The 26,200-nt window shown below is 63.1% G+C and carries 23 protein-coding genes and 4 pseudogenes; 13 read left to right on the top strand and 14 right to left on the bottom strand.

What is annotated here, in order from left to right:
* Nucleotides 1-33: 33 nt before the first annotated feature.
* The 4 genes from GAA2_RS04410 (at nucleotide 34) to GAA2_RS04425 (ending at nucleotide 3,707) form a co-directional block, all read left to right on the top strand.
* The gene (locus GAA2_RS04410) at nucleotides 34-903 is read left to right on the top strand and encodes an SDR family NAD(P)-dependent oxidoreductase (protein ID WP_006438832.1); all 870 of its coding nucleotides are present in this window, start codon (nucleotides 34-36) and stop codon (nucleotides 901-903) included.
* Entirely contained in the window at nucleotides 900-1,970 is a 1,071-nt protein-coding gene (locus GAA2_RS04415) for a ferredoxin--NADP reductase (protein WP_006438833.1), read from the top strand. Before GAA2_RS04410 ends, GAA2_RS04415 begins: the two co-directional genes overlap by 4 nt.
* Nucleotides 1,960-2,865 (top strand): alpha/beta fold hydrolase, encoded by a 906-nt coding sequence (locus GAA2_RS04420; protein WP_006438834.1) that lies wholly within the window; start codon nucleotides 1,960-1,962, stop codon nucleotides 2,863-2,865. The genes GAA2_RS04415 and GAA2_RS04420 overlap by 11 nt, the downstream gene beginning before the upstream one ends.
* A gap of 89 nt (nucleotides 2,866-2,954) precedes the next feature.
* Nucleotides 2,955-3,707 carry a TetR/AcrR family transcriptional regulator gene (locus GAA2_RS04425; protein ID WP_096273194.1) on the top strand — a complete coding sequence of 251 codons (753 nt, stop codon included), beginning with the start codon at nucleotides 2,955-2,957 and terminating at the stop codon, nucleotides 3,705-3,707.
* A gap of 573 nt (nucleotides 3,708-4,280) precedes the next feature.
* On the opposite strand, the pseudogene GAA2_RS04430 reads toward GAA2_RS04425, so the two are convergent.
* Nucleotides 4,281-4,531: pseudogene (locus GAA2_RS04430) on the bottom strand (integrase core domain-containing protein); the annotation flags it as partial.
* A gap of 306 nt (nucleotides 4,532-4,837) precedes the next feature.
* A pseudogene (locus GAA2_RS04435) lies at nucleotides 4,838-6,227 on the bottom strand (IS256 family transposase).
* Nucleotides 6,228-7,104: 877 nt separating this feature from the next.
* Here GAA2_RS04435 and GAA2_RS04440 point away from each other — a divergent pair.
* Nucleotides 7,105-8,097 carry an IS481 family transposase gene (locus GAA2_RS04440; protein WP_191834752.1) on the top strand — a complete coding sequence of 331 codons (993 nt, stop codon included), beginning with the start codon at nucleotides 7,105-7,107 and terminating at the stop codon, nucleotides 8,095-8,097.
* A 54-nt stretch (nucleotides 8,098-8,151) separates the two neighbouring features.
* Here the strand turns inward: GAA2_RS04440 and GAA2_RS04445 are convergent.
* Both GAA2_RS04445 and GAA2_RS04450 read right to left on the bottom strand, forming a co-directional pair.
* A pseudogene (locus GAA2_RS04445) lies at nucleotides 8,152-9,285 on the bottom strand (IS110 family transposase); the annotation flags it as partial.
* Between the two features lie 295 nt (nucleotides 9,286-9,580).
* On the bottom strand, nucleotides 9,581-9,808 hold the full coding sequence (locus GAA2_RS04450; RefSeq protein WP_006438765.1) for a hypothetical protein: 228 nt from the start codon (nucleotides 9,806-9,808) through the stop codon (nucleotides 9,581-9,583).
* 212 nt (nucleotides 9,809-10,020) lie between these two features.
* Here GAA2_RS04450 and GAA2_RS04455 point away from each other — a divergent pair, with 212 nt between their 5' ends.
* Nucleotides 10,021-10,359, top strand: a complete 339-nt coding sequence (locus GAA2_RS04455) for a hypothetical protein (RefSeq protein ID WP_006438766.1) — start codon at nucleotides 10,021-10,023, stop codon at nucleotides 10,357-10,359.
* A gap of 35 nt (nucleotides 10,360-10,394) precedes the next feature.
* Nucleotides 10,395-10,880, top strand: a complete 486-nt coding sequence (locus tag GAA2_RS04460) for a hypothetical protein (protein ID WP_006438767.1) — start codon at nucleotides 10,395-10,397, stop codon at nucleotides 10,878-10,880.
* A gap of 33 nt (nucleotides 10,881-10,913) precedes the next feature.
* On the opposite strand, the gene GAA2_RS04465 is transcribed toward GAA2_RS04460, so the two are convergent.
* From GAA2_RS04465 to GAA2_RS04485, 5 genes are all read right to left on the bottom strand, one after another.
* Nucleotides 10,914-11,288 (bottom strand): Fic family protein, encoded by a 375-nt coding sequence (locus tag GAA2_RS04465; protein WP_006438768.1) that lies wholly within the window; start codon nucleotides 11,286-11,288, stop codon nucleotides 10,914-10,916.
* Nucleotides 11,289-11,428: 140 nt separating this feature from the next.
* The gene (locus GAA2_RS04470; protein WP_006438769.1) at nucleotides 11,429-11,749 is read right to left on the bottom strand and encodes a 2Fe-2S iron-sulfur cluster-binding protein; all 321 of its coding nucleotides are present in this window, start codon (nucleotides 11,747-11,749) and stop codon (nucleotides 11,429-11,431) included.
* Nucleotides 11,750-11,770: 21 nt separating this feature from the next.
* On the bottom strand, nucleotides 11,771-12,151 hold the full coding sequence (locus tag GAA2_RS04475) for an oxidoreductase C-terminal domain-containing protein (RefSeq protein ID WP_024498990.1): 381 nt from the start codon (nucleotides 12,149-12,151) through the stop codon (nucleotides 11,771-11,773).
* A gap of 153 nt (nucleotides 12,152-12,304) precedes the next feature.
* Complete coding sequence (locus GAA2_RS04480; protein ID WP_006438771.1) at nucleotides 12,305-13,567, bottom strand: cytochrome P450; 1,263 nt, start codon at nucleotides 13,565-13,567, stop codon at nucleotides 12,305-12,307.
* Nucleotides 13,568-14,041: 474 nt separating this feature from the next.
* A complete protein-coding gene (locus GAA2_RS04485) occupies nucleotides 14,042-15,373 on the bottom strand; it encodes a sensor histidine kinase (RefSeq protein ID WP_006438772.1) in 1,332 nt (443 codons plus the stop codon).
* A gap of 35 nt (nucleotides 15,374-15,408) precedes the next feature.
* Between GAA2_RS04485 and GAA2_RS04490 the strand changes: the two genes are divergently transcribed.
* The 5 genes and pseudogenes from GAA2_RS04490 to GAA2_RS04510 all read left to right on the top strand — a co-directional run bounded on the left by GAA2_RS04490 (nucleotide 15,409) and on the right by GAA2_RS04510 (nucleotide 21,469).
* Nucleotides 15,409-16,107 (top strand): response regulator transcription factor, encoded by a 699-nt coding sequence (locus GAA2_RS04490; protein ID WP_096273204.1) that lies wholly within the window; start codon nucleotides 15,409-15,411, stop codon nucleotides 16,105-16,107.
* Nucleotides 16,108-16,456: 349 nt separating this feature from the next.
* Nucleotides 16,457-17,563 carry an NDMA-dependent alcohol dehydrogenase gene (locus GAA2_RS04495; RefSeq protein WP_006438774.1) on the top strand — a complete coding sequence of 369 codons (1,107 nt, stop codon included), beginning with the start codon at nucleotides 16,457-16,459 and terminating at the stop codon, nucleotides 17,561-17,563.
* Between the two features lie 286 nt (nucleotides 17,564-17,849).
* Nucleotides 17,850-19,349 carry an aldehyde dehydrogenase family protein gene (locus GAA2_RS04500; RefSeq protein WP_096273206.1) on the top strand — a complete coding sequence of 500 codons (1,500 nt, stop codon included), beginning with the start codon at nucleotides 17,850-17,852 and terminating at the stop codon, nucleotides 19,347-19,349.
* 48 nt (nucleotides 19,350-19,397) lie between these two features.
* Nucleotides 19,398-19,802 carry an SCP2 sterol-binding domain-containing protein gene (locus GAA2_RS04505; protein WP_006438776.1) on the top strand — a complete coding sequence of 135 codons (405 nt, stop codon included), beginning with the start codon at nucleotides 19,398-19,400 and terminating at the stop codon, nucleotides 19,800-19,802.
* Nucleotides 19,803-19,836: 34 nt separating this feature from the next.
* A pseudogene (locus GAA2_RS04510) lies at nucleotides 19,837-21,469 on the top strand (long-chain fatty acid--CoA ligase).
* 869 nt (nucleotides 21,470-22,338) lie between these two features.
* Here the strand turns inward: GAA2_RS04510 and GAA2_RS04515 are convergent.
* The 5 genes from GAA2_RS04515 to GAA2_RS04535 form a co-directional block, all read right to left on the bottom strand.
* Nucleotides 22,339-22,809, bottom strand: a complete 471-nt coding sequence (locus GAA2_RS04515; RefSeq protein ID WP_006438780.1) for a hypothetical protein — start codon at nucleotides 22,807-22,809, stop codon at nucleotides 22,339-22,341.
* A gap of 529 nt (nucleotides 22,810-23,338) precedes the next feature.
* Nucleotides 23,339-24,358, bottom strand: coding sequence for an IS481 family transposase (locus tag GAA2_RS04520; RefSeq protein WP_191834753.1), 1,020 nt, complete (start codon nucleotides 24,356-24,358; stop codon nucleotides 23,339-23,341).
* A gap of 92 nt (nucleotides 24,359-24,450) precedes the next feature.
* Nucleotides 24,451-24,738 carry a hypothetical protein gene (locus GAA2_RS04525; protein WP_248664701.1) on the bottom strand — a complete coding sequence of 96 codons (288 nt, stop codon included), beginning with the start codon at nucleotides 24,736-24,738 and terminating at the stop codon, nucleotides 24,451-24,453.
* A gap of 41 nt (nucleotides 24,739-24,779) precedes the next feature.
* Nucleotides 24,780-25,070: a type II toxin-antitoxin system RelE family toxin gene (locus tag GAA2_RS04530; RefSeq protein WP_006438782.1), complete on the bottom strand. Its 291-nt coding sequence runs from the start codon at nucleotides 25,068-25,070 to the stop codon at nucleotides 24,780-24,782.
* Entirely contained in the window at nucleotides 25,067-25,342 is a 276-nt protein-coding gene (locus GAA2_RS04535; RefSeq protein ID WP_006438783.1) for a type II toxin-antitoxin system Phd/YefM family antitoxin, read from the bottom strand. Before GAA2_RS04535 ends, GAA2_RS04530 begins: the two co-directional genes overlap by 4 nt.
* Before the next feature lie 443 nt (nucleotides 25,343-25,785).
* Between GAA2_RS04535 and GAA2_RS04540 the strand changes: the two genes are divergently transcribed.
* Nucleotides 25,786-26,154, top strand: a complete 369-nt coding sequence (locus tag GAA2_RS04540) for a DUF5313 family protein (RefSeq protein WP_191834754.1) — start codon at nucleotides 25,786-25,788, stop codon at nucleotides 26,152-26,154.
* The last annotated feature ends 46 nt before the right edge of the window (nucleotides 26,155-26,200 follow it).

Genomic DNA, 26,200 nt, shown 5'->3' on the forward strand with positions numbered 1-26,200 from the left:
GAGAGACACGATTCGTAGAAATGATGAGACGACATGAGTAATTCTGACCGGCATGATTACACAGGCAAGGTGGCAGTGATCACCGGTGCCGCGTCAGGGATCGGGCGGTCTTTGGCACTCCAGTTGGCGGAGCGAGGTGCCGCACTGGCACTGTCCGACATTGATGAGATGCACTTGAAGGAGACTGCAGAACTTTGCCGCACCACGTATGGGGCGACGGTAACCGCCGCCGTACTAGACGTTGCGGACCGCAGTGCGTTTCAGGACTATGCCGACGGAGTGCGGTCAGAGTCGGGCCACGTCGACATGGTGTTCAACAACGCCGGCGTGGCCTTGGGCGTCGACGTGGTCGACATGACCTGGGAAGACTTCGACTGGCTCATGGGCATCAACTTTGGCGGAGTCGTTAACGGGTCGAAGGCGTTTCTGCCTCACCTGATCGCGTCCGGGGACGGACATCTCGTTAACACGTCGAGCGTCTTCGGCTTGATCGGAATCCCCAGCCAGAGCGCATACAATGCCGCGAAATTCGGCGTCAGAGGCTTCACCGAGGCGCTCCGACAGGAGATGAAAATCAGTCGATACCCGGTCACAGTGACGTGTGTGCACCCGGGGGGTGTAAAAACCAACATCGTCAACAATGCCCGAGGCGTCTCCGCCATGGGGGCAGACACCGCGACTGTCGCCTCGTTGTTCGACAGGATCGCACGAAGCACCCCGGATAAAGCAGCGGCGACAATCCTCAAAGGTATGGACAAGAAGAAGGCACGAGTGTTGATCGGTGCGGACGCCCGCGGTTTCGACTTCGTGGCACGGGTGATCGGTCCCCGCTACCAGGACATCGCGGCGCCACTGACACGGGCGGGTTACGCGGTCGCACGTAGACAGGGGATCCTCAAGTGACCGTCGAACCCGATGCACGTCCGGCTGCCGCAGCCCGCTCACGCACCTTGACCGTCTCAGAAGTGACCCAGGAAACGAAAGACTCCGTCACCATTTCGTTCGAGATCCCCGATGCCATGGTCGAGGAGTTCAAGCATGTCCCAGGGCAATTCATCACCGTGAAGATCCCATCTGATCGGACCGATCATGTCGCACGATGCTACTCGTTGAGCAGCTCGCCTCACGTCGAGGACTTCCGTCTCGAGATCGGGATCAAGCGGACGGAGAACGGTTACGCATCGAACTGGCTGTGCGACAACGCGATCCCGGGAATGGAGTTGACCGTCCTCCCGCCGTCAGGGCACTTCACGGCTAAGAATCTCGACGTCGATTTTCTTTTCTTTGCAGGAGGAAGTGGGATCACTCCGGTCTTGTCGCTGATTAAGTCGGCCCTTGTGTGCGGCGGGGGCGAAGTCACACTGTTCTACGCGAATCGCGATGCCGAGTCGATCATGTACGAGGGCCAACTGGCGCAGATCACCTCCGAGTTCCCCGAGCGTTTCACGGTCTTCCACTGGTTGGAGTCGGCTATGGGGATTCCGGCACCTGAGGATGTCGAATCCGCCATACGTGAGCACCGCGGTGCACAGATCTACACCTGTGGTCCGGCGCCGTTCATGGATCTGGTGCAGAAGTCGGCGGAGGCCTGCGGTGTCGAGCACTCCTCGGTACATCGAGAAGTCTTTCAGTCACTGACCGGAGATCCGTTCGACATAGCCACGATGCGTCAGCTCAGTGACGACGATGGTGTGGCGACCGCCACAGTCTATCTGAATGGGCAGTCCATCACGACTGAGTGGCCGCGCAACACTCCGTTGCTCGACGTGCTATTGGCCCAAGGTCACAATGCCCCGTACTCCTGCCGAGAAGGGGCCTGCAGCGCGTGCGTATGCAAGCTGGTCGAGGGTGATGTAGAGATGGCACAAAACCACATCCTCGTTGAAGATGACATTGCCGACGGTGAACGGCTTGCGTGTCAGGCACTTCCGCTGACGGATGCAGTCACGGTGAGCTTCGATGACCTCTGAGATAGCGAGCGAGTCGCGAGTGTCGCGGCACCTAGAGGTCCTCTCCTCCGACGGAACCAGGTTATTCGCCCAGGAATTCGGCCCGGGCCGGGATGCTCCACTGCTGGTCTTTAGTCACGGCTGGGCCTGTCAGGGGCGTTTCTGGCGGCCACAGATCGAGCAGTTCGCGGCGACGCATAGGGTAGTGGTCTACGACCAACGCGGACACGGGTGGAGCGACCGGGGCCGGGCACCGTTCTCGGCGAGACTTCTGGCCGATGACTTGGAGGCCGTAGTTCGGGCGGTCGCCACTCCCACCGACAAGGCTGTCGTGGTCGGACACAGCATGGGAGGTATGTCCATCATGAGCTGGGCAGCTGAGTACCCAGCCTCGGTGTCGGAGCTGGCCCGCGGAGTAGTACTGGCAAGCACCGGGCCATCACAGTTGGTGGATCGGTCAACGTTGCTCAAAGTTCCCCGACAGCTACGACCGAGACTTGAACGGGCCTTCGCGGCTAGTCTTGCGGTCGCGGGACCCGAGGTGCGGGACACGCGTTTGTCTCGCCGCCTGATTCGTTACGGAACCCTGGGCCCGGGCGCGACTGTCGAGGTAGTCGATGAGTGCGCCGACATCGTGTTGCGATGCCCACCACAGGTGCGGGGGATGTGGGGTGCCGTTTTGGCGACAATCGACGTCAGCAGGGGGGTTGACTCGCTGACAGTGCCGGCGGCGGTCATCGTGGGCGATGCCGACAGACTGACCCCGGCGGCCCATTCGGTGGATCTCGCAGCGCGACTGGGTCGGCGGGGCGTTCTATTCGAATTCACTCTTCTCGACAAGGTCGGTCACATGTCCAACCTAGAGGCCGTTGGAGACTTCAATTCAGCTGTGGCCAGGTTAGACAGATCCGCCTGAAGCTCGTCTCATTCACCAATGTCACGGCCACGCGGGCGCCACGTGCTCACTGGCGCGACGAGTCGTCCATCCTGATAACGTAGGAGGCCATGTCTGTAGTCCGTCGAATCTCCGCGGCCCCGGTGAAAGTGCAGCGTCGTGTGCGCGACGCACGAAGCACGCGTTGGGACGACCACCGCGCTGTCGTTAAGGCTGAACTCGTCGACGCCGCTATACGCGCGATCGAAAAGTTCGGCGATGCCGTGAGCATGGACGATATTGCGGAAGAGGCAGGTGCGTCGAAACCTAAGCTCTACCGCCATTTCGGTGACAGAGCTGGGCTCTATTCCGCCGTGGCAGCACGTCTGGGTTCGATGATGTGGGAGTCAGCGCAGTCAACTCTGCTCTCCGGACAGGAAGACAGCTCCGTTGACGAGCTTTTCCGTTCAGCGATCTCTGCATACGTATCCTTGGTCGACGACCATCCAGCGGTCGTCCGTTTCCTCATGACGAAACACATGTTCCAGTACTCTGAGTCCGGCGAGGGAGGGCCCGCAGATCAGTTGAGATCGGCAATGGAGATCATTTCTGACGAGTTCGCTCGTGGCCTCCGAGAGGTCGGCGGCGACGAGTCCCTCGTCGCCGTAGCAGTGGCCTCTATCCTAGGGGCTGGTCTATCAGCGACCCAGTGGTGGATCGATCAGGGTCGGCAGAATGGAATGAGCAGGGACTTGTTTGCCGCGCACCTGCGCCAGACCTCGTGGGGGATTATTGACGGCGCTGCGGCCACGGTGGGCGTTCGCTTTCATAGAGACAGGCCCTTCGGAGACCCTGCATTCGCCACTCGCGTCGACCCCGTCTAATCACCTCGCGCGAGTGGTCCGCCCTGTTGTCACGCACGCGGCACGACAGCTCACTCAAACGATGTGTATCCCACAAGTCCTGACTGCGGTGTGTCGAAAGGACCCTGACCCCGGGTGTTGGACACGCTGAATCCCGCAAGATTGGCGGGGGAAGCGAGATGATCGACACCGATGGCAAGGAAGAATTATCCCGACGAGTTCAAACGGGACGCGGTAGAGCTGTACCGAGACACCGAGGGCACAACGATCACGCAGATTGCCGATGAACTCGGCATCTTGTCCATGGCCATGAGAAAGTCCCCACTGGTGGCCAGGTCGAGGTCCCCGCTGGTGGCCAGATAAAAGTCCCCACCCTGTGTTCGTCGTGTCGACCCGGAACTGAAGGCCCAGGCGATGACGGTGAAGGTGCCAACCGATCACCATCACCGCCCGGGAGTTCCATTGAAGTCTGCGAAGGACCGTATGGACATCATTTCTGCTTACCGAGAACTCGGAAGCTGGGCCTTGACCCCGGATGGTGGACACGGGATTTGGATTAGGCAGCTTCTGACAGCGTAGCGAATGTGTGGTGTTTTCGTAGCTGGCCGGGCTGGAATAGCGCAGCGGGAGTGCCGTCGTCGGAGGTTGTAGCGGACCAGCCAGCGGAACACGTCGCGGCGGCAGGTAGCAGCGTCGGGCCACTGGCTGCGGTCCTGCAGGATCTCGCGTTTGAGGCTGGCGTTGAACGATTCGGCGAGCGCGTTATCGGCACTTGACCCCACCGCGCCCATAGACTGGACAACGCCCAGAGCTGCGCAGAGTATCGCGAAATCCTTTGAAGTGTACTGGGCGCGTTCAATCGGTCGATGCAACACCGGGTTGTTGTACCGAGTGTAGTTGTTCGCCAAAGACTTCGGCGGGGGTCTTCCAGTTGAGGACTTTTCTAGGACGGCTGTTGAGGGTGTAGGCGATAGCCTCGAGGTCCTCCGAGTGAGGTGTGGAGCTGTCTAAGAACCGCTCCTCAACCCGGAGGTCTTCATGTCTCACCGTAATTCACCGTTGTCCCCGACTGGCCGGCTGCGTCTGGCGAGCTTGTCAAGATGTTTGTGTAAGAACGTGACTCCTGGGTTTCGTGTGGTTGCTGTGGGGGACTAGTTGAGGTGGGGTTCGATGCGGTCGGGGTAGGCCAGGGCGAGTTGCCCGAGGGCCTGTTTCCAGTTCGTCACGACTTGCCCCTCGACGAGTCGTCCGGGGGCTTTGCGGGTGGCGGCGGGCTTGCCGCGTTCCTTCTCTCGTTGCCGGGCGCGTTTGTCCTCGATGTCGCAGATGGCCAGCCACAGGAGTTTGCGGACTGCGACGTCGTTGGGGAAGTGGCCGCGGTTCTTGATCACCTTGCGGAGCTGGTAGTTCAGCGACTCGATCGAGTTGGTGGTGTAGATGACCTTGCGGAGCTCGGGAGGAAACGCCAAGAACGGAATGAACCGGTCCCAGGCACGGTCGAAAGCCATTGCCGCACTCGGGTATTTGACGCCCAGTTCCGAGTCACGGAAGGCCTCCCATTCGTGGCGGGCAGTATCGGCGTCGGGGGCGGTGTAGATCGGTTTGATCGCCCGGGCGACGTCTTTGCGGTCCTTGTAGTTCACGAATCGCATTGAGTTGCGGATCAGATGCACCACGCAGGTCTGGACCGTGGCCAGTGGCCAGGTCGCCTCGATTGCCTCGGGGAATCCAGTCAGTCCGTCGCAGCACACGATGAGCACGTCACGCACGCCGCGGTTGGCCAGATTCGCACATACCCCGGCCCAGAACTTCGCGCCTTCCTCGGCCTGAATCCAGATTCCCAGCACATGTTTGACGCCGGTCATGTCCACGCCAATAGCGATGTGGGCGTGTCTGTTTCGGACGTGTGCGCCGTCTTTGACCTTCACCACCAGGGCGTCGAGGTAGATGACGGGATACAACGCTTCCAGCGGCCGGTTCTGCCATTCATCGACCGCATCGAGGACCTCGTCGCAGATCTTGGAGATCGTTTCGTGGGACAGATCGGTGCCGATCGTCGAGGCCAGATGATGCTGGATGTCGCGTAACGTCATGCCGCCGGCATAGAGCGAGATGATCATGTCATCGAGCCCCCCGAGCCGGCGGGAGCCCTTCGGCACCAGACGTGGGGTGAAGGTGCCGGCACGGTCACGAGGGGACGTTCAGCTCGACCGGCCCGGCCTCGGACTGCACCGTTTTCGGGCTCGACCCGTTCCGCGAGTTCGGCAACTCCCTCCCGGCCGGGTCGCCCTTCTCATAGCCGAGGTGATCGGTCAGTTCGGCCTTGAGACCGCGTTCGAGGGCGAGTTTGATCAGACCCGGGATCAGGCCGCCGTCGCCAGTGATCTGGACCTGGCCGGTATCGATCTGGGCCAACAGCTCATCGACCATGCCCGAGGCCTGCAGCGCTTCGGCCACCTCCGCAGTCGAACGCGGCTCGGCCAGCTCAGGCAACTGCCGGTCGCCGTTGTCGTGCTGCTTGTCGTCTAGGGCCATGCTCATAGATCTTCCTCTCACTGATGAGTACTTGGACTTACACAGACCATCTGACACCCCCGCTCGCGTGTCGCTCACGCAGCCTTCGCCTCAACCACGAATCGTGCGGCCGCCGTCGCTCAGTCGCTGTCTGGACTGTTGGGCAGGGGAAGGTCGCGGCGCTCTCGGCGTTCTCGGACTCGCACGTGGTCGAGCTGGGCATGAGCACGTGGCGCCCCGAGCTCGTCCAGTCGACTCGCCGCTGATGTCAGAAACGCAGCTTCGCCACACGACGGCTCCAAGACGCTGTCAAGAGGATCACGGACTGCCCAACGAGAGACGAAGTCGGCGAGCGCCGGCGGTGTGAAGAACGCACCACGGGCCTTCCGCAGCGCGAGAGTGTCCTTAACCTCGGTGGCGGCGGTCTGCACAACTCGAGTCACGCTACTGACCCTTCGTGTAGTGCGTCTGCAAGGATCGCGGCAGCACACTCGCTGACAGACGTGCCTCGACTCGACGCTTCCGCCGCGAGTTGCTCGGCGAGCCCGACGGGCACCCGAACCAACACAGCCTTGCGCTCACCGCGCCAGTGGCGCCGACGCTCCGACGCAGACCCCTCATGTTTCGATTGCACCCGAAAGTTGTATCAACTTCCGCCGACACCTTTCGTGAGGCGCGCTCGCAACGAGCAATCTACGCGGCAACCGGTGAGTTCGTTGGCGGAGCGACGGGCTGGGGGGTCCACAACCGTCCATCTCGAATAAGTGCCCACACGACGTCGACGAGACGTCGGGCTAGCTGTACTAACCACGGACGTTAGGTACGGCGTGGCGGGATGACATGACGAAGACCTCCGAGGAAGTGCGAACTGCCTAGGTAAGCACTGCTCAACTCGGAGGTCTTCGTGTCCCACCGTAACGCCCCACTGACCGAACTGGGTCGCCTACGTCTTGCTCGATGTGTGGTGGAGGATGGTTGGTCGATTTGCCGTGCCGCTGAACGCTTTCAGGTCGCCCCGACCACCGCCCAACGCTGGGTCCGCCGCTACCGCGAACACGGGCCGGCCGGGATGGTCGATCGCAGCAGCCGTCCGCATTGCAGCCCCAATCGCACACCGACCCGCACCGAACGACGCATCATCAAAGTCCGCGTCCTACGCCGCTGGGGACCAGCCCGCATCGCCTACCTGCTCGGTCTGAACCCTTCCACTGTGCACCGGGTGCTGTCCCGCTACGGCCTGGCTCGTTTGCGCTGGCTGGACCGTCCGACCGGGCGCGTGATCCGCCGTATTACCGCTGATCAGCCGGGTGAGTTGGTGCATGTCGACGTCAAGAAACTGGGCAAGATCCCTGCCGGCGGTGGCTGGCGCAAACTCGGCCGCACCGCCGGACGCCGTAACAGCCGAGCCGACAAGAGCAGCGGCAAGCAGAACAAGTACCGCACCCCCGTGCGCGGCTATCACTTCCTGCACACCGCCATCGATGCCCACTCACGGTTGGCGTACTCGGAGATCCTGACCGATGAACGCAAAGAGACCGCCGCTCAGTTCTGGCTGCGCGCCCAGCAGTGGTTTGCCGAGTGCGGGATCGAGGTGCGGAAAGTGTTGACCGACAACGGTTCCTGCTACAAGTCGCATGTATTCTCCGGTGCGCTCGGGCCATCGATCATCCACCGTCGAACCCGGCCGTATCGGCCGCAAACCAACGGCAAGGTCGAACGGTTTCACCGCACCCTGGCCGACGAATGGGCCTACGACCGGCTCTACACCAGCGACACCGAACGCTGCGCACAGTTCCCGATCTGGCTGCATCACTACAATCACCACCGCGGTCACACAGCACTCGGAGGACAACCACCAGCCAGCCGCGTACCCAACCTCTCGGGTCAGTACAGCTAGCGCGATGAGCGCGTGGACGTGGGAACGTTTCTCGCGTCGTTTGCGCTGGTAGAACTCCCGAGATGGGCCGTCGCGTTGGGAGCTGTTAAGCGCGGCCATGTAGAACACCTTCCGTAGCCCTCGGTGGTAGCGCTGGGGTCTGCGCAAGGTGCCACGACGGTTTCCGGAGTCGTGCGGTACTGGAGCAAGACCGGCGTAGGCGGCGAGTTTGGCGGCCGAGCCGAACGAAGTGAGGTCGCCACCGGTGATCGCGACTACTTCGGCGCCGCTTCGGGTGCCGATGCCTGGCACGGATTCGAGAATCCGTGCGTGACGGTGGCGGCGGAACACCTCGGTGATCTGTTTGTCCAGCTCGGCAATCTGACGAGTGAGCGCCATCAGGGAGGCCGCTGCCTGCTGCAGCAGCAGTGCCGTGGTCGCCTCGCCAGGCAGGGTGACGGTCTGCGCGGCCACCGCGACACGCGCCTTGGTGATCATCTTCGGGATCGTCGGGCGGCGGACGCCGTGACCGCGGAGGTGATCGTAAATCTCCTCGTCGGAGGCCACAGCGATCGCCGCCGGTGTGGCGAAGCGGGTGAGGAACGCCAGACCGGTCAGTGTCGAGTAGTCGAAACACCGTTCTAGTGCAGGGAAGATGCGGGTCAGTAGACCGCGCAGGCGGTTGATGCCTCGGGTACGTTCAGCGACGAGCTCGTTGCGATGTCCGGTCAGCAGATCGAGTTCGATCGCGACGTCGTCGGGCACGGTAATCGTCGCGAGATCGCCACGTAGGCGGACTGTCTGGGCGATCACGACCGCGTCGCGGGCATCGGTCTTACCTTCGCCGGCGAAGGCGCCGGTCATGCTGTGCACGACCCGGCCGGGCACATAGCGGATGTGCTGGCGCCGTGCGGCCAGCACACCCCGCAGCAGCGCGGACTCCGGTGCAGTCATGTCGATCGCCCACACCACCAATTTCATGTCAGCGACCCGGTCTACGAGCGCTTCGATCGCCGGCTGATCGTTGGGAAGCCGCCGGGACCACAGCACCGTTCCCACCTCGTCGACCGCGGCGGCGTGGTGCTCATGTCGACCGACATCGATTCCTACCCAGACGGTTTCGTCCATACTGCCCCTTCCGTATGCGTCTGGCTCGTCAGGGTGGTTTCGCCGGCACACCTTTACACAGCGACACGCTCGCGAACACATCTCAATCAGCGGCCGAAACAACCCGTCACGGCCCAGGGTGGCCTTCCCCGCCGAGCCACCAAGGGCAATAGGTAATTGTCGAGCCACGCCCCGAACCGCGGACGAGCGTCCGAGGCGACCGCCCCGGACGTACTCCAACGTAAAGGTGATTGTGCGGGAGCGACGCGGGTTCGGTAGGGCTTGGTGTCGCGGCAGCTCTAGTAGTTGCAGTTTTTGTCCGCCATGCTCTTCACATGGCTTTTCACCTGGGGAGATTGGCTTAGGTTTGTGCTAATGCCTCTCATCATTGCCGGAGTTACCGCGATTGTTGCGACCCGGAACGCCAAAAAGACACCGCACGAACGTTTGAAGAATCTGGTTGATATTCACAAGAACATGCCTGCAGATCTAGATTCGAGAAATGCTCCGTCGCCGACCGCAGCGCTTGCGGGTTGGCGAACCGCTGTTCGAGATCGGTGCGTTCCTTGATCGTGGCGCGGACCTGCTTGAGCAGTCGCTGCAACTCTTCGGCGTCTTCGGCCATGCGATCCCCTCCACTGCGCCCGATCAGGTCAACTGTTCCGGGGCGATGATGCCCCCCGGGTGTGACAGTGCGACCCGCATTGCAGCGCCCCTCGACCCCGCGATTTTAGTGCGCCGTGGCCCTCACACTGCTCACTCCGAACGGCAGTGACGGGCGGCGGCTGGCCGGTACGGTTCCGGCATGGCAGCCCAACGTCGACGCCCAGTGCCGAGATGAGCAAGGCCCGTCGCTCACCGTGGCTTGACGACCGCGCGGCCCTGCTCGTCAAACTGCTCGCTGACCGACACGGACTGACCGTCAGCGAGGACGTCGCCCGCCAGGACATCTCCGACGACGTGGACCACGTAGCTCGCCTCATGCGCATCGGCCGCCAAGCTGCCAAGGTCTACCTGACCGACGACGCGATCATCACCACCCCCGACCGGATCGCCGCGGCAGTCGCCGAGCACCAGGGCGCCAGCATCGTCGCGGCCGCGGGCCGAGAAGGTATCGCCGACGTCGGCCGCCCGGGCCTCGTCGACCTCGATACCGAACGCCGCCGGCGCCGCTGACACCGAACTGCTCGACGAATGCACCAGGAGCTGCCGTGACCACTGAACCGATCGATCTGGACGCCTTCACCGGGTGGGTGCCGTTCGCCACGCTGCCCACCGCCGACGTCCCCACCGAGCCCGGCGTCTACGTCATCGTGCGACCGACCGACGATCCCCCCGCATTCCTCGACGCCTCCCCCGCCGGCCACTTCAAGGGCAAAGACCCCACCGAGCCCGTCGCCGATCTGCAGGCGCTGTGGGTGCCCGGCACCCGCATCGTCTACATCGGTAAGGCCAATGCGGGTAGCGCCGGACGCCGCGGGCTGCGTAAACGGCTCGACGAATTCCGCCGGTTCGGCGCCGGTGAACCGGTCGGCCACTCCGGGGGCCGACGGATATGGCAGCTGGCCGACCACGCCGGCCTCCTCGTCGGATGGCGCGTCACCGACGACGCCGAGGCGGCCGCGACCGAAACAGACATGATCGTCCGGTTCCGCGCCCACCACGGAATGCGCCCATTCGCCAACATGCGCAACTGAATTCGATGACCCGGGGCCGATGACCGAATCGCCTCAAGGCTCCTGCGTGTCGAACTGCTCAACCCCGACGAACGCCGCGAGGTCCGTCACATCCCGATGCACGTCGAACGCACGCAGCAGCCCGATGTAGTGCTGCTTGTCCAGATCCCAGTCGTACTGCTCCACGGTGGGGTCTTGGGCCGCGGCGAACACGAGGTCAGCGAGAAGCCTTGTTGTGCGGCCGTTTCCGTCAACGAAGGGGTGTATGCGAACCGTCTCGGCATGGACCGCGATCCCCAACTGGCGGGGAGTCCAGTCGTCGGTGTGCTCCCACCGCCAGGCAATGGAGTCGAGCGTGTTGCGCAACTCGACGGCGATGAGTTCGGGAGCGACCCCGATGTTGAGTTCGAGCTGACGCGCCCGCCCCACTGCCAGATCGGCCCGAATAACTGCGTGTGGAGATCACGGATGAAGTAGTCGCCGAGAAGCTCGTCGAGCGGCAACGAACCGTCCAATCAGGGAGGGACTGTCTCGATAACGTGTGTAGCTGCGGTCTCGGGTCGGGGTAGCTAGTGTTGTGCAGCTGGTGTCCGTACGAGGATGCCATCCAAAGTCGGGCAGATTCTGATTTGGCAGCCGAGTCGGGATGTGTGGTCTACGCCATCACAGAATTCCAGCATTGACACCTCTTGGTCGCTGCTGGGCGGCAGTTTGTCCAACCAGTCTGCATCGACGTGCACATGGCATGTCGCGCATGCGCACTCCCCGCCGCAGTCCCCGTCGATGCCTGGCACGTTGTTATTGACGGCGATTTCCATCAGTGACATGCCGTCTTCGGCGTCAACGCAGCGGCTCGTACCGGTGTAGTCGATGTAGGTGATCTTCGGCATTTCGATTCCTTTATCAGTGGGTTAGAGGGAGGTTGGGGATGTTGCGCGGGTGGGGGCTTTGACCGCCGCCGCAAGGGCTGTGAGGGGGAGGCTCTCGTCGGCGAGTTGCGTCGGGTCTACCTCTGCGCGTTCGGCGATAAGGGTTTTCGACGCCATGAATTCGCGCGGCCGGTTGATTGCATCGACGGCCAGCAGTTTCCCGGCGCGCAGGTAGAAGGCTGCAAACGATGCTGAGGCCGGATCACCCCGGATGATCACGTCGTCGTAGCCTTCGTTGACGCCGGCCGTCTGTAGTTTGATGTTGTACTGGTCTGACCAGAACCAGGGGACTTGACGGAACGGCTCGTCTCTGCCGAGGATCGCTGCGGCGGCCGTTTTGGCCTGTTCGATGGCGTTGTGCACCGACTCGAGGTGAATTGGTCGGCCGTATATGGGGCTCGGGTACTGGGTGCAGTCACCAGCTGCGTAGATGCTAGGTGCGCTTGTCTGGCAACTGTGCGCCAGCCTGGCCGGCACCGACCACCACAACGGCTTCGGTCACGCAGGTGTGGATCATCAGGCGTTGATGCGCACGGGCAGCGATTCGTAGCCCTTGACGAACGGTGAGAGCACGCGGGTCGGTTCTTGAAGAACTTGGATCTGCAGTGGGTCCGGCCACCGTTTGAGGATTTCTTCCCACAGGATGTTGAGCTGTAGTTCGGCGAGTCTGTTGCCGACGCAGCGGTGGATGCCGAACCCGAAGGACAAGTGCTGGCGGGGCTTGGCGCGATCGATGATGAATGTGTCGGGATTGTCGATGGCCTCGGGGTCCCGGTTGCCGGACACGTACCACATCACGACTTTGTCGCCCTGGCGGATGTGCTTGCCGCCGAACTCGATGTCTTCCAGTGCGGTACGACGCATGTGCGAAAGAGGTGTTTGCCACCGGATGATCTCCGACACCATAGAGCTGATCAACGCCGGGTTGGCGGACAGTTTGCGGTATTCGTCGGGAAATTCGTTCAGGGCCAACACACCGCCCGTCATCGAGTTGCGGGTGGTGTCGTTGCCGCCGACGATCAGCAGCACGACGTTTCCCAGATATTCCTCGGGCGCCATGTGTCGTGTTGACTCCGAATGGGCCATCATCGAGATGAGATCGTTCTTGGGTTCGGCATTCACGCGCTGGTTCCACAGCTCGGTGAAATACGTCGCGCACTCCATCAGCTCGGCCATGCGCTGTTCTTCAGAATCGATGATCCCGCCACCGGGCAACGCCGTGGTGACGTCCGACCAGCGCGTCAACTTGGCGCGGTCGTCCCAGGGAAAATCGAACAGCGTCGCCAGCATCTTGGTGGTCAAGTCGATCGACACCCGATGCACCCAGTCGAACTCTTCATTGATCGGCAATCCGTCGAGGAGGTCCGCGGTGCGCTGGCGAATCACCGATTCCATGGTGGCAAGGTTTTCGGGCGCCACGATGGGGCTCACGGTCTTTCGCTGGACATCGTGTTTCGGTGGATCCATGGCGATGAACATGGGAAGCGATGCTGCGGCGTTGTCGTCCATGATGGTGATGCCGCCACTTTTAGCCTCCGACGAGAACACCTTCGGGTTGGTCTCGACTGCCATGATGTCGCGGTACTTGGTCACCGACCAGTAGGGGCCGAACATGCTGCTCTTGCAGTAGTGAACCGGATCCTCTTCGCGCAGGCGTTTGAAATAGGGATGCCAGGTGTTGTCCCGGAACAGCACGGGATTGCTCACATCGATGTCCTCCAAGGCCATCCCGTACGCTGCGTTCGTCGCGTCGCTGGCGGCAACCGTCATTTCGGTCATGTTGGTCCCTTCTCAACCTGGTGCTCTACAGAAAAATGGGCGCATGAGCGGAAACATATCTCGCCCCAACCGTTTTGCGCGCCGAGCCGTTCCACCTCGACGTGCACCCCGCGCGGCCTAATGTGACCCTCAACACGATCAAGAGTGATAGGTGGCGAGGCCGACGACAAGTGGCCCGCGGGCCACGTCATGACCCCTGCGGGCCACGTCTGGAAGAGGCCGGATGCGGACGTGAGCCGCACCGGACGTTCGAGCTACCGCCGATCGGCGAAGTTCCTGCCGGGCAATCCGGTGCACACGCAGACGGGCTGGAGCCGATTCGTCATGCTGCGCCGGACGTTGCGAATCGAGATTGCGATGGTGACTGCCGCCCCTTTCGTTCCCATGATCGATCACGCCAGCGTGGGCCAGTGGGCTGCGTGCCGTTGGCGGCGCCGACAACTGGCCGACGAGGCCCGCGGAAAGTTGTCCGGACTACCAGCGCGGAGCGGGGGGCGGGTCTGGTTGCGGCGCGGTGATGAGCGGAACACGGAAGGTCGCGACGAGCCCACCACCAGCGCGAGCGGCGAAATTCACCCGACCGCCCATTGCGTCGGTGATCTGCTGCACAATCCACAGTCCCAGACCGGCGGTGCCGCGCTGACCGCCGGCACTGACGTACTTTGCTGTCAGCTCTCCCAGATCCTCGTCGGGGATTCCGGGGCCACGGTCGGCGACGGCGATGACGAGGTCGTTGCCGTGTCGACTGCACGTGACGTCGACCGGGGCGCCGCGGCCGTGGCGGGCCGCGTTTTCGAGCAGGTTGGTCAGCACCCGACGCAATCCCTGGGCGTTGATCGCGACAGCACTCAGGTCGGCGGTCATCGCAAGCTGTAGGCGTGGCGCAGTGAGGCCTACCGCATCGGCTGCTGCGGTGACGATATCCGCGACGTCGACTTGGCGTACCCTGCCCCCAGAAAAGGTGGGGCGTCGGCTCAGCGCGACGTCGGAGAGTGCGTCGAGCATGTCGACGACATGGCGGGTGTGCCGGCTGGCCAGCTGCAGGCTGGTGCTGCGGTCGGCGTCCGTCATCGGTGAGATGCCGGCCAGTGCATCGAGCAGTGCCTCCAGCGAGGCGATGGGGGTGCGGAACTCGTGCACCAGCACCTGCAGCCCGTCCTGTTGGGACTGGTAAGAGGTGAGCAGCCGTGAGCGCAGATCGCGTTCCTCCTCGGCCGCGGCGTGCTGGGTCTCGGCTTCGACCAGAGCGCGCAGTCTGGAGCGGTGTTCGCGCTCCGCCAAAGTGGACAGGCCCGCGGTGAGAACCGCCGCGAACAACAGATACAGCGCCCACCAGCTGGCCTGGGCCCAAGGGCTGAGCGCCGTTGCTGGCGTCGATGAAGAGGGCACGATCACAGCGGTGTACGCCAGACCCAAAAGCGTCGATAACAGCAGAGTCTCGATGAATGACAGCCGGGCCGCCGATGCGATAACGACCAGGGGAAGTACCGCCACCACCGGGCTATGCGGTCCACCGGTGACGGCGATCCAGGCAAGGGTGATGGCACTGTCAGCCAGGGCGACCGCCCAGGAGTACCGGGTGCGGCGCGCCTCGAATTTCGGGTTGGCCAACAGCACCATTGCGTACACCGTCGCCGCAATCAGAATGCCCACAGCCGCGGGCACGTGCTGGCGAACCCAGGCGGGTCCCACAAGCACCAGCACCCCGACTGACGCCACTACCGCCATCCGGACTGCCACCACAACGCGGGCCAGTCCGTATTCGTCACCGTCGACAAATGCGGTGACCCGGTTATGCAGTCTCATCGACCTTATCCTGGGGTGCGGCTAACATCGTAACAATGAAGCCTAGCGGCGGCCGGAAGGGGATCGTCGTGGCTATCGTCGATGACCACGAACTGTTTGCGCAGGGACTAGCCTTGCTGCTCACCCGCGAATGGGGGGACGTCTTCACCGTGGGGGGCCAAACCAGCTATGTCGAGGAGGCGGCGAACCTCGTCGCGGACTGCGCCGCTGACGTCGCGATCGTTGATCTGACCATGCCCCCGCTGGGAGGACTGGCTGCGATCCGCCACATCAAGGGCCGTAGCCCCACGACCCGGATCCTCGCGCTGTCGGGCACCGATGATCTCGACCTGGCCGAAGAAGCGTTGCGTGCCGGAGCCGACGGCTTCCTGCCCAAGACCGCACGGCCCGAAGCGCTGGCAGGTCCTCTGTGGACGATCGCCGAAGGCATGCGGGTTGTCGATGGCGCCGTCCTCGATGACCTCCTGACCCAGACCCGCCGACCCCCAAGTGAAGTGCTAGAGCATTTGTCCGATCAGGACCTGAAGTTGTGGACGTTGCTGGCGGCAGGGCTGGAGAACGCGGAGATGGCCGACCGATTGCTGGTCTCGGAACGAACCGCCAAGCGCATGGTGGCCACGCTGCTAAATAAGCTTGGCGTAAGTAACCGGATCAGCGCTGCTGCCTTGGCGGGCAAGTTCGGGTTGCTAGACATCAGCGATGTCCAGGCTCGGCGCCTGGCCCGTTCGCCCTAACTTTAGTTGCGTTAGTGAGCGACGCGAATCTGGTCGCATGCAGCTGACTCTGGAAGCCAAGTAGCGTGACGCCGCCATTGCTGCGGCTCAAGGCCAGCGGGATCGGCGAGAGTCTTCCGTATCTGTGACACCTGCCTGCCAGTCGCGCGGCACTCCCCCGGGCGGCGGGGACCCTCTCCCTGCCTGCTTGGCCCTGGCGTCGCCCGTGCGGCGGCGCCGTGCAAGGCTGCGCGAGGCGTGCTCGATCTGCGTGGCACTCGTGGGCCACTGATGGCACGGGTGGCCCTGGTGTGTGCGCCACGTCGTTGTGATGATGGGCACACAACATTCAACATGTGAGGAATCAATAGTGAAGACGAAGGCTGCGGTTCTGTGGGGCCAGAACGAGAAGTGGCAGGTGGAGCAGATCGACTTGGATCCGCCCGGTGAGGGCGAGGTGCTCGTCAAGTTGGCCGCCAGCGGTCTATGCCACTCCGACGAGCACCTCGTTACTGGCGACCTTCCCTTTCCATACCCTCTGGTGGGCGGGCATGAGGGCGCTGGCGTTGTCGAAGCGGTGGGACCCAATGTCGCCGATATCGCCGAGGGCGATCATGTCGTGATGATGTTCTTGCCCGCTTGCGGGCGATGCTCCTACTGTGCCCGCGGCATCGGGAACCTCTGCGACTCCGGCGCCGCGGTGATGCTGGGACCGCAACTCGACGGAACCTACCGTTTTCACGCGCGGGGCGAAGACGTCGGTCAAATGTGTTTGCTCGGAACGTTTTCGGAGTACACCGTCGTTCCTGCCGCGTCGGTGGTCAAGATCGATGACGATATTCCCCTGCATACCGCTGCATTGGTGGGGTGCGGGGTAACCACCGGTTTCGGCAGTGCAGTGCGTACCGGCGAGGTGCGGGCGGGAGACGCCGTCGTGGTCATCGGGGCCGGCGGCATCGGCATGAACGCGATCCAGGGAGCGCGCATCGCCGGTGCCCGCATGATTATGGTGGTGGACCCTGTTGAGTTCAAGCGCGCCAAGTCTTATGAGTTCGGTGCCACGCATACCGCCTCATCGATCGATGAGGCGTGGAACGCGATCAGCGACTTGACCCGCGGCAGGCTTGCCGATGTCTGCATCGTCACCACCGGTGTCGCTGAGGGCGCCGAGGTGGGCCCAGAACTGAGTCTCATCGGTAAGCGGGGTCGTGTCGTGGTCACCGCGATCGGACACCCGGAGGAAACCACTATCACGACAAACCTTCTTGAGCTGACTTTGTATGAAAAGCAGATCCGTGGATCGCTATTCGGCTCATCCAACGGCCAGCACGATATTCCGCGGTTGCTGGAGCTCTACGCTCTCGGCCAATTGAAGCTCGATGAGCTCATTACCACCGAGTACGACCTGGAGGACATCAATCAGGGTTATGAGGACATGCGGTCGGGCAGAAATATCCGCGGCGTCATCCGCTATTGAGTGGGCCTTCGGACGGTCACCTAGCCGTTCGCGAGACGAGGATTCGGGAATGGTTCGCGCGCTGAGCCCGGGAAACGTAGCGGCTCCAGGAGACTCGTGCGCAACACATGGACACCGCTGGCGAAGAGTCGGTGACCAAGACCTGCCGTATCGACGTCTTTTTCCGGGGAACGTAGTCGGACAATCCCGGCCGTGACCATGTTAGACCCGAGGCCGGTGAGTCATCACCGGACACTGCACAGAGCGCCCACCTACAACAAACATGCAGGCAAACAAAGGAATTGTGATGACCACGCTATCAATCGACATACCTGAGACGCTGCAAACGTTTTTGCGTGGTGCGTCGGCGAGCATCGTCATCGGGGCGGACAAGCTTGGGGCCGCCGACGGAGCCGAGGCTGTGACCACCGATCCGGCGACCGGCGCCGTATTGGCCACCATCGCAGCGGGTGGTCCGATCGACGTGGCGCGGGCGGTCGACGCGGCGAGCGAGGCATTTGAACACTGGCGTCGCCTGAGCCCGGCCGCCCGCGGCCGGATACTGCTCGACGTCGCCGACGCGATCGAGGCGCATGCCGAGGAACTCGCCACTCTCGAGACGCTCGACAACGGCAAACCGCTGACGGAATCGTTGTACATCGATATCGGATTGGTCAGTCAAATCTGGCGCTACTTCGGTGGCTGGACAACCAAACTTGGCGGCCAGACCCTGCCCGTCTCACCACCGGTGGGCGAGGCACTGGTGTATACGCAACGGGAACCGCTGGGCGTCATCGGCGCGATCGTGCCGTGGAACTTTCCGCTGCTGATCGCGTCGTGGAAGGTGGCGCCCGCCCTGGCCGCCGGCAACACGGTCGTGCTCAAGCCGTCAGAGCACACCTCGCTGACCGCATTGCGGCTGATCGAGATCGCTCTCGAGGCAGGACTACCTCCGGGTGTGCTCAACATGGTCACCGGGCTCGGTTCTTCCGCCGGCCAGGCCCTCATCGAAGACCCCCGGGTGGCCAAAGTGTCGTTCACCGGCTCGACGGAAACCGGTCGCCGGATAATCACCGCCAGCGCACCCAGCATCAAGAAACTCACCCTGGAACTGGGTGGCAAATCAGCCAACATTGTCTTCCCGGATGCCGACCTCAAAGCCGCGGCCCAGGGGGCACTGGCCGCCATCTTCCTCAACCAAGGGCAGGTGTGTTGTGCAGGGTCGCGCCTGTTCGTTCACCGCGACGTGCGTGACGAACTGCTCGCCGAGCTGGAGACCGCGACCCGGGCGATCGAGCTCGGTCACGGCCTCGATGACAGCACCGAGATGGGGCCCCTGGTCTCAGCCACCCAGCGCGACCGCGTTGAAGGTTTCCTGCGCGCCGGCACCCAGGAAGGCGCCACCCTGCTCTGCGGCGGCCAGCGACCCGGCGGCGCACTGAGTCACGGCCACTTCTTGACGCCGGCCATCTTCACCGACGTCGACGACGCCATGACGATCGCCACCGAGGAGATCTTCGGGCCGGTGCTGTCGGTGTTGACCTTCGACGACGAAGCCGAGGCGGTGCGCCGGGCCAATGCCAGCGCGTACGGACTGGCAGCGGGGGTGTGGACCGACGACCTCAAACGCGCGCACCGAGTGGCCAGGGAGCTTCAGGCTGGCACTGTGTGGGTCAACTTGTACAACGTCTTGGACCCCGCGGCACCGTTCGGTGGCTACAAGGCGTCCGGATACGGGCGCGATCTTGGCGAGGAGTCCCTGCTCGGCTTTACCCAAACCAAGTCCGTGTGGATCGGCTTGGACTAGCCCGGATCTTCCAGCTTTGGCGATCAACGACACGAAAGGATCACCGCCATGGGCGTTTTCACTGACGAGGCAGAGGTGCACAAATACATCGGCGGGGTGTTCGAGAAGGGCCTAGCAGATCCCGACATCGGGCCCAAGCTGTCCGCCTCGGGTGTTGTGCTGCAAATCAACTACACCGATCCCGAGGCGATTGTGACGGTGGACCTTCCCAACGCGACAGTGCTCGCCGGCGCCACCGACATCACACCCGATGTCGAGTTGTTCATGTCGGCAGACACCGGCAACCGATTCTGGCAGGGCAAAGTGAACCTGTCGCTGGCCATGGCCAAGGGACAGGTCCGCGCCAAGGGCCCGGTGCAGAAAGTCATCAAGCTCGTCCCCACCGCCAAACTGCTCTTTCCCACCTACACCGCGATGCTGGCCGCCGACGGCCGCAGCGACCTCGAACTGTGAACGTCGACATGGCTTGTGGCGGGCGGAATCGCTGATGCACTCCACCATGCAGGCCGCTCCGCTGTCGGTCGCCTCGATCCTGGCGCATGCTAGCGGCGTACACGGCGCCAAGCAGGTGATCAGCGCCACCGAACAGGGCCTTCGCGCTGCAAACTACCTGCAGATCGGCCAGCGGTCGGCCCAACTGGCCTTGGGCGCTGCGACGTCTCGGTGTGACCGGCGACGACCGCGTCGCCACGTTCCAGTGGAACAACCAGGAACACCTGGAAGCCTATTGCGTGGTACCCGCCATGGGTGCTGTCCTGCACACGATCAATATCCGACTCTCGGCCGATCAAATCCGCTACGTGGTCAACCACGCCGAAGACACGGTCATCATCGTCGACGCGTCCCTGACGCCACTGCTGGCCCCGCTGTTGGCGGATGCGCCCTCGGTGCGGGCGGTGGTGGTCACTGGCGGCGGCGATGCTGTCGAGCTGCTGCGCGGCAACGGGCCCGAAGTAGCCCATTACGACGAGCTGCTCGCCGCTGAGGGTGACGAGTTCCCTTGGCCTACAGTCGAAGAAACCTTCGCAGCGGCAATGTGTTACACCAGCGGCACCACCGGCGACCCCAAAGGGGTGGTGTACAGCCACCGATCCTTATACCTGCATTCGATGGCCGCATGCACCACAAACGGGCTGGGCGTCGGCGAGGGCGATCGCGTCTTCCCGATCGTGCCGATGTTCCACGCCAACGCATGGGGGCTGCCCTACGCAGCGCTGATGGCAGGGGCCGACCTGCTGATGCCCGACCGATTCCTGCAGGCCGACGCGATCAGCCGGATGGTGCACGAGCAGCGCCCGACCATAGCGGGCGCCGTACCGACAATCTGGAATGACGTCCTCTCCCATACGGGACGCGTCGGCACCTGCGACTTCTCATCGCTGCGGCTGGTGGTCTGTGGCGGCTCCGCGGTGCCGCGCGCCTTGATAGAGGCATTCGAGGAGCGCCTGGGCGTCACGGTGTTGCAGGCCTGGGGAATGACCGAAACCTCGCCGCTGGCCGCCATCGCACGCCCGTCGGCAACGGCACCGCCCGAGCGGGCACAGGAGATGCGAACGACCCAAGGCCGCCCCGTGTGCGGAGTCCAGATGCGTCTCGTCGCCGATGACGGTTCAGTGCTGCCGCACGACGGTCAAGCGGTGGGGGAACTGGAAGTCCGCGGGCCCTGGGTAACAGGCGCGTACTACCAGGGTGCCGACGACGACAACTTCCACGACGGCTGGTTGCGCACTGGGGATGTCGGGCGCATCGACGCCGACGGCTTTCTGACTTTGACCGACCGTGCCAAGGATGTCATCAAATCCGGCGGCGAATGGATTTCATCGGTGCAACTAGAGAACATCCTGACCGGGCACCCAGCCGTGTTCGAGGCGGCGGTAATCGGCGTGCCCGACCCAAAATGGCAGGAACGCCCCCTCGCTGCGGTCGTGCTGCAGGATGGACTCCACATTGCGCCCCAAGAGATCAAATCCTGGCTGGCCCAACAGGTTCCACGATGGTGGCTTCCCGAACAGTGGACGTTCATCGAGCAGATTCCCCGCACCAGTGTAGGGAAGTTCGACAAGAAGCTGCTGCGCGCCTACCATGCGGACGGCAAGCTCAGCATCACCACGGTGCGGTGACTGCTAACTGCAGCGTTGACGCGCGACCATTTTCGTCCCCCTTTGCAGGATGACTACGATGATCTGGCAATTGCGCAGCATCCATCGCCGTTAGGCCGCTGACACAGCCACGCCCGGCGATCACCGCGTCAGCGACAGCGACGCGCCGTCAACATCGCCTGATCGTTGGCGGGGCTGTGGATGCGACCGTCGACGCCGGAGAGATCCCGCCGGCCCGGCACCGGCGCCGGCTGCTGACACCGCGGCGCCAGACCCCGGTGTGATCCCGATCGAGCACGCCTCACCGTGACCGACGGCGCGCATCCGCTGTCGCCCGCCCCGACCAAGCGAAAGGACCGACCGTGATGGCCACCGGCAGGGGGCTGTTCCCGGCAAGACCTCTGCCGGGCCCGCGCCGTCGAGCCGGCCGTACGCCACCAGCAGCGCCGAACTCAACCACCCCTATGTGCCAGGTGAGTCGGCCGCCGATCAGAAGCAGGCGGCCGAAGGGTGGCGCTGGATTCTGCTGACTGCGGCGGCGGTAGCCGGCGTCCTGGGCTACACGAAGGTCTGGCCCGCCGCCCAACAGTTCCTGATCCGGCCGTCCCCGGCTCGCGACTACCTGCTGCCTGCGTCACCAGACCCGGTGTACGTCATCGCCGGAGCAGGTGTCGGCTGGTTCTGGGTCCTGTTCATCGCCGCCCCGATCGCCCTCGCGACCCTGGCCGCGCTGTGGTGGGCGGCGCTGAGCTTGACGAACCGCCGGGCGCGCTCCGGGCACATGGGGCAGAAGCAGGGGTGCTTCGACGACGAGGGGCCGTCGCGACGTCGACACCCCCGGATGCCAGTGGCGCCCGGGGGTGTTGAGGTCTGGGGTTTGGTGTCGGGAACTACGGGATTTGGACGTAGTAGGAGACGCCTTTGTTCAGGTTGGGGTGGGTGGTGAAGGACATGAGGTTGATGCCCTCTCCGACTCCGCGAAGGTTCACGCGGACCGGTGCTTGCGGTCGCGGGCCGAGGTCCATCGGTATGATTTTCTCGCGGTACTGGATGCCTGACCAGTAACCGATCGCGACGTTGATTTTGCAGGAGGGGTTGCGTCCCCAGGCGGGTTGGTTGCCGGTGAATCCGCGTGAGGTGAGGGAGATGGTGGCCTGGCCTCGTTTGGCGGGGTTGGTGTCGATTCCGACGTGGATGGCTCCGTGGCAGAAGGCGTTGTTTCCCATGACCCAGATGTCGTCTCCGAGGACGCCGAGTCGTGGTGCCGGGGCTGCCGATGCCGTCAAGGGAACTGCCAGTAGCAGTGTCGACAGTGCGGCGACGGTGACCAGAGCCCGAGTGGTGATCGTCTTCATTGTCATGTGTCGCCACACTACTGTAGGTGCCCGACGTCGATGGTCTTGCGAGCAGCAACTTGCGCGGGTGCTGTGACCCTTTGCGCTGTAACCTTTTTGGATCACGCCGTGATTGTGCTTGTGTCCGAGCTGTCTGGCGGTTGTCGAGCGGCATTACTCGGATGGGTGGGGATTGGAAACGGGTCTATTGGGGAGGCAGGGGGATTCGACGGTATGGGTACATCTGAGGTCCGATGTGTTGTTCCTGCGGCGGAGGTCGGCCATACGACGGTGTTTGAGTTTCCTTATCGGACCGGCGGAACCGTGGTAAGGTCCACGTTGCGTATTCGCTGGGAAGACGACCCGTCGGCGGGGCTGTGCACGGCGTGGTGGGCGTCGTTCAGTCGCCCGCCGTGGCGACTCGACGGCGATCTTCCGGGGCTGGTTCCGGTGGAGGCCTTAGCGGAAACTGTGGCCGGCGAGCATCGAGCGGCAGAGGAACCGACGGGATTACTCACCGGCTGAGGACGCGGATCTGAGTCGAGATCTGACAGGTCTAGCTGTACTGACCCGCCAGGTTGGGTACGCGGTCGGCGGGTGAGTCGCCTCTGAGTGCGGTGTGGCTGCGTTCGTGATTGTAGATGCGCAGGAACTCGTCGAAGGCGGCCACGCGTTCGGTCTCGCTGTTGTAGGGGCGGGCGTAGGCCCATTCCTCTTGCAGTGTGCGGTTGAATCGTTCCACCTTGCCGTTGGTTTGCGGCCGGTACGGTCGTGTCCATTTGTGTTTGATCCCGTTGTCGGCCAATCGTTTCCGGAACATTCTGGACCGGTAACAGGACCCGTTGTCGGTCATCACCCGTGTGGTCGTGACGCCGATCGAGGCAAAGTGGGCCACGGCACGCGTCATGAACGCGGTCGCGGTTTCCTTCTTCTCATCAGCGAGGATCTCCGAATAGGCGTATCGGGAGTGATCATCGACGGCGTGGTGCAGGTAGGCGTATCCCAGGTTGGGGCGGCCATGCACGGTGCGGGGCCGGGACGGATCGCGATGGGCACTGGAATTGCGGCCGCCTCGGGCGCGGCCGTGCACGCGGTGCCCACCACCGTCGGGGATCCTGCCCAGCTTCTTGATGTCGACGTGGATCAAGTCCCCGGCAGCTTCGCGTTCATACCGGCGAACCTCACGTCGTCGTGCACGCACCGGTGCTCCGGTGGCCGGGTCGGTCCACGACAACCGCACACACTGGTACCGGGTGAGGATGCGGTGGACTGTGGACACGTTCAACCCCAGGTGGAACCCGATCCGAGCTGGTCCCCAACGGCGCGACACGCGTAACCCCACCACCCGTCGTTCCCGGCGACGGGTGGTGCGATGCGGGCATGAGCGGGGCCGGCTTGAGCGGTCAACCATCCCTGCGGGCCCGTGGTCGCGGTAGCGGTCGGCCCACCGTTTGGCCGTGGTCACCGAGACATTGAAACGGTCCGCGGCACGCCGCAGCGGCCACCCATCCTCGACAACACACCGAGCCAGACGCAGCCGGCCAGTCGGGGACAACGGTGAATTACGGTGAGACATGAAGACCTCCGGGTTGAGGAGCGGTTCTTAGACAGCTCCACACCTCACTCGGAGGTCTTCCCTATGTCACGCCGACTCGCCGAACCCCGTACCTAACGTCCCGGGTCAGTACATCTAGCGGTCGATGTAGAGGCGTGCTGCGTGGCGTTTGGCGGCGGCTTGGTGTTCTTCGGCAGCGCGGAGCGATGCGAGGGCTTCGGTGATGCTAGCGATCGCTTCGGCGGGCGTGGTCGGTGCGCCGAGGTGTCGACGGCAAGATCGTCGCGTTGGGCGAGGTCACGGTAATCGCGCTCGATGTCGAGCGCCTGGCGTTGCAGAGCGATGATGGGGTCGTAGAGCTGGTCGATAGCCTGATCGAGCGTGTTCCCGGGGTCGTTCACGACATTCTCTCCTTCGTCCAGGTATGCATTGCCACAGTCAGTTAGGTGCGATAGGCGTGGGCACGGTGGTCGATTCTGACGACAACGATGGTGTGGTTCGGGTCGTCGATGCGGAGCAGGACGCGGTAGTCGCCGCGTCGGGCGCTGTGGAGGCCGGCGAGGTCGTTGCGCAGCGGCTTGCTGAGCCGGTGTGGGTTACCAGCGAGAGGTCCGGAGATGAATTCGATGACGGCGTGGACGATCCGGGATGGAAGGCGTTGAAGGTCGCGGCGAGCTGGGGATGCGACCTCGACCCGGTACGGGGCGGGCGAGTCTGTCGGAGCGTCGCTCATTTCGGCGGCATGCCGTGTTCGGCGCGCAGGTCGTCGATGGAGACGGTGTGGCCGGCGGCGTACTCGGCGTCGGCGGTAGCGACGTCGTCGCGGACACCGGCACGTGAGAGCCAGTAGATCGTCTCGTGCAGCGATTCGAGATCGTCGGCCGACATCAGTACCGCGGCGGGTTTGCCGTGCTTGGTGATCGTGATGATGTCGTGCGTGGTTTCGGCGCTGTCGACCAGCGCGGAGAGCTTGTCCTTGGCTTCACCCAGTGGCACTGTCGTCATGCCGTCCAGTGTAGCCGTTAAACTGGCCTGGCGATAGCCAGACTTTTAGACGATAATAGTAATTATGACATTTCCGCAGGTGGGGTGTCATGCCATGCCTTCGCTTCCGCCCAGCGGCGGCCCTGGCCTCAGTGTCAGATGACATCACATCGGAGACTTTTGTCGCCCAGTTGAGACCCGATGACGGCTACCTAAGATTACGAACCCGCCGACCTTGCAGACCAAACGCGCCGACTCCTGCGTCACATCGACTGTCAACCAGATTCGATTGGCGCTACCGACAGACATCTCGGTCATCGCCAGCGGCGGCGGCTGCTCCTACCTTCTGCAGGAGTTCGGCAAAGCGATCTGGAACGTCGCCGCCGCGGAGGCTGGCGCGCCCGTCGCGCTTCCGTGGTCACCACCGATACGTCGAGCGGGACCCGAAATGATATCATCACCAGATGACGAAGCCATCTTTCCGTCAATGGTTGTGGTACAACCTGGGTGGTCGACTACCCGACGACATGCAGGATTGGGTTCTTCATGACCTAACAGGACCAGGGGCCGACGCAAGATACTTAATGCGTTGGACAATTCCTGTCCTCCCCTTACTTCTATTGTTCTTGTTAGTGCCAGGACCCCTATGGGTATCTATCCTTATGATGATATACATACTCATACCGCTGATTTACTTCACAATCGCCCTGGACTATGTGTATCGCCGGTTTCGCATGCAGGAGCATGGACTCGATCCCATGCTGATAAGTCGGACTCACCGCGGCGCTCGCAAAGAGCGCGAAGAGTACAAACGCGACTATGGGCACGAGTAGCAAGAATACCTACAAACCAACTGAGGCGCCGCCGATAAAGTCGGCG

The sequence above is a fragment of the Gordonia ajococcus genome, assembly GCF_012974285.1.
Classification (GTDB): Bacteria; Actinomycetota; Actinomycetes; order Mycobacteriales; family Mycobacteriaceae; genus Gordonia; species Gordonia amicalis.

Bases quoted from the DNA above. Each gene is read 5' to 3' on its own strand.
- GAA2_RS04530 (WP_006438782.1), bottom strand. From the start codon at position 25,070: ATGAGCGACGCTCCGACAGACTCGCCCGCCCCGTACCGGGTCGAGGTC.
- GAA2_RS04470 (WP_006438769.1), bottom strand. From the start codon at position 11,749: ATGCCGAAGATCACCTACATCGACTACACCGGTACGAGCCGCTGCGTT.
- GAA2_RS04515 (WP_006438780.1), bottom strand. From the start codon at position 22,809: ATGACAATGAAGACGATCACCACTCGGGCTCTGGTCACCGTCGCCGCA.
- GAA2_RS04490 (WP_096273204.1), top strand. From the start codon at position 15,409: ATGAAGCCTAGCGGCGGCCGGAAGGGGATCGTCGTGGCTATCGTCGAT.
- GAA2_RS04410 (WP_006438832.1), top strand. From the start codon at position 34: ATGAGTAATTCTGACCGGCATGATTACACAGGCAAGGTGGCAGTGATC.
- GAA2_RS04420 (WP_006438834.1), top strand. From the start codon at position 1,960: ATGACCTCTGAGATAGCGAGCGAGTCGCGAGTGTCGCGGCACCTAGAG.
- GAA2_RS04505 (WP_006438776.1), top strand. From the start codon at position 19,398: ATGGGCGTTTTCACTGACGAGGCAGAGGTGCACAAATACATCGGCGGG.
- GAA2_RS04520 (WP_191834753.1), bottom strand. From the start codon at position 24,358: ATGTCTCACCGTAATTCACCGTTGTCCCCGACTGGCCGGCTGCGTCTG.
- GAA2_RS04535 (WP_006438783.1), bottom strand. From the start codon at position 25,342: ATGACGACAGTGCCACTGGGTGAAGCCAAGGACAAGCTCTCCGCGCTG.
- GAA2_RS04480 (WP_006438771.1), bottom strand. From the start codon at position 13,567: ATGACCGAAATGACGGTTGCCGCCAGCGACGCGACGAACGCAGCGTAC.
- GAA2_RS04500 (WP_096273206.1), top strand. From the start codon at position 17,850: ATGACCACGCTATCAATCGACATACCTGAGACGCTGCAAACGTTTTTG.
- GAA2_RS04485 (WP_006438772.1), bottom strand. From the start codon at position 15,373: ATGAGACTGCATAACCGGGTCACCGCATTTGTCGACGGTGACGAATAC.
- GAA2_RS04450 (WP_006438765.1), bottom strand. From the start codon at position 9,808: ATGGCCGAAGACGCCGAAGAGTTGCAGCGACTGCTCAAGCAGGTCCGC.
- GAA2_RS04540 (WP_191834754.1), top strand. From the start codon at position 25,786: ATGACGAAGCCATCTTTCCGTCAATGGTTGTGGTACAACCTGGGTGGT.
- GAA2_RS04455 (WP_006438766.1), top strand. From the start codon at position 10,021: ATGAGCAAGGCCCGTCGCTCACCGTGGCTTGACGACCGCGCGGCCCTG.
- GAA2_RS04425 (WP_096273194.1), top strand. From the start codon at position 2,955: ATGTCTGTAGTCCGTCGAATCTCCGCGGCCCCGGTGAAAGTGCAGCGT.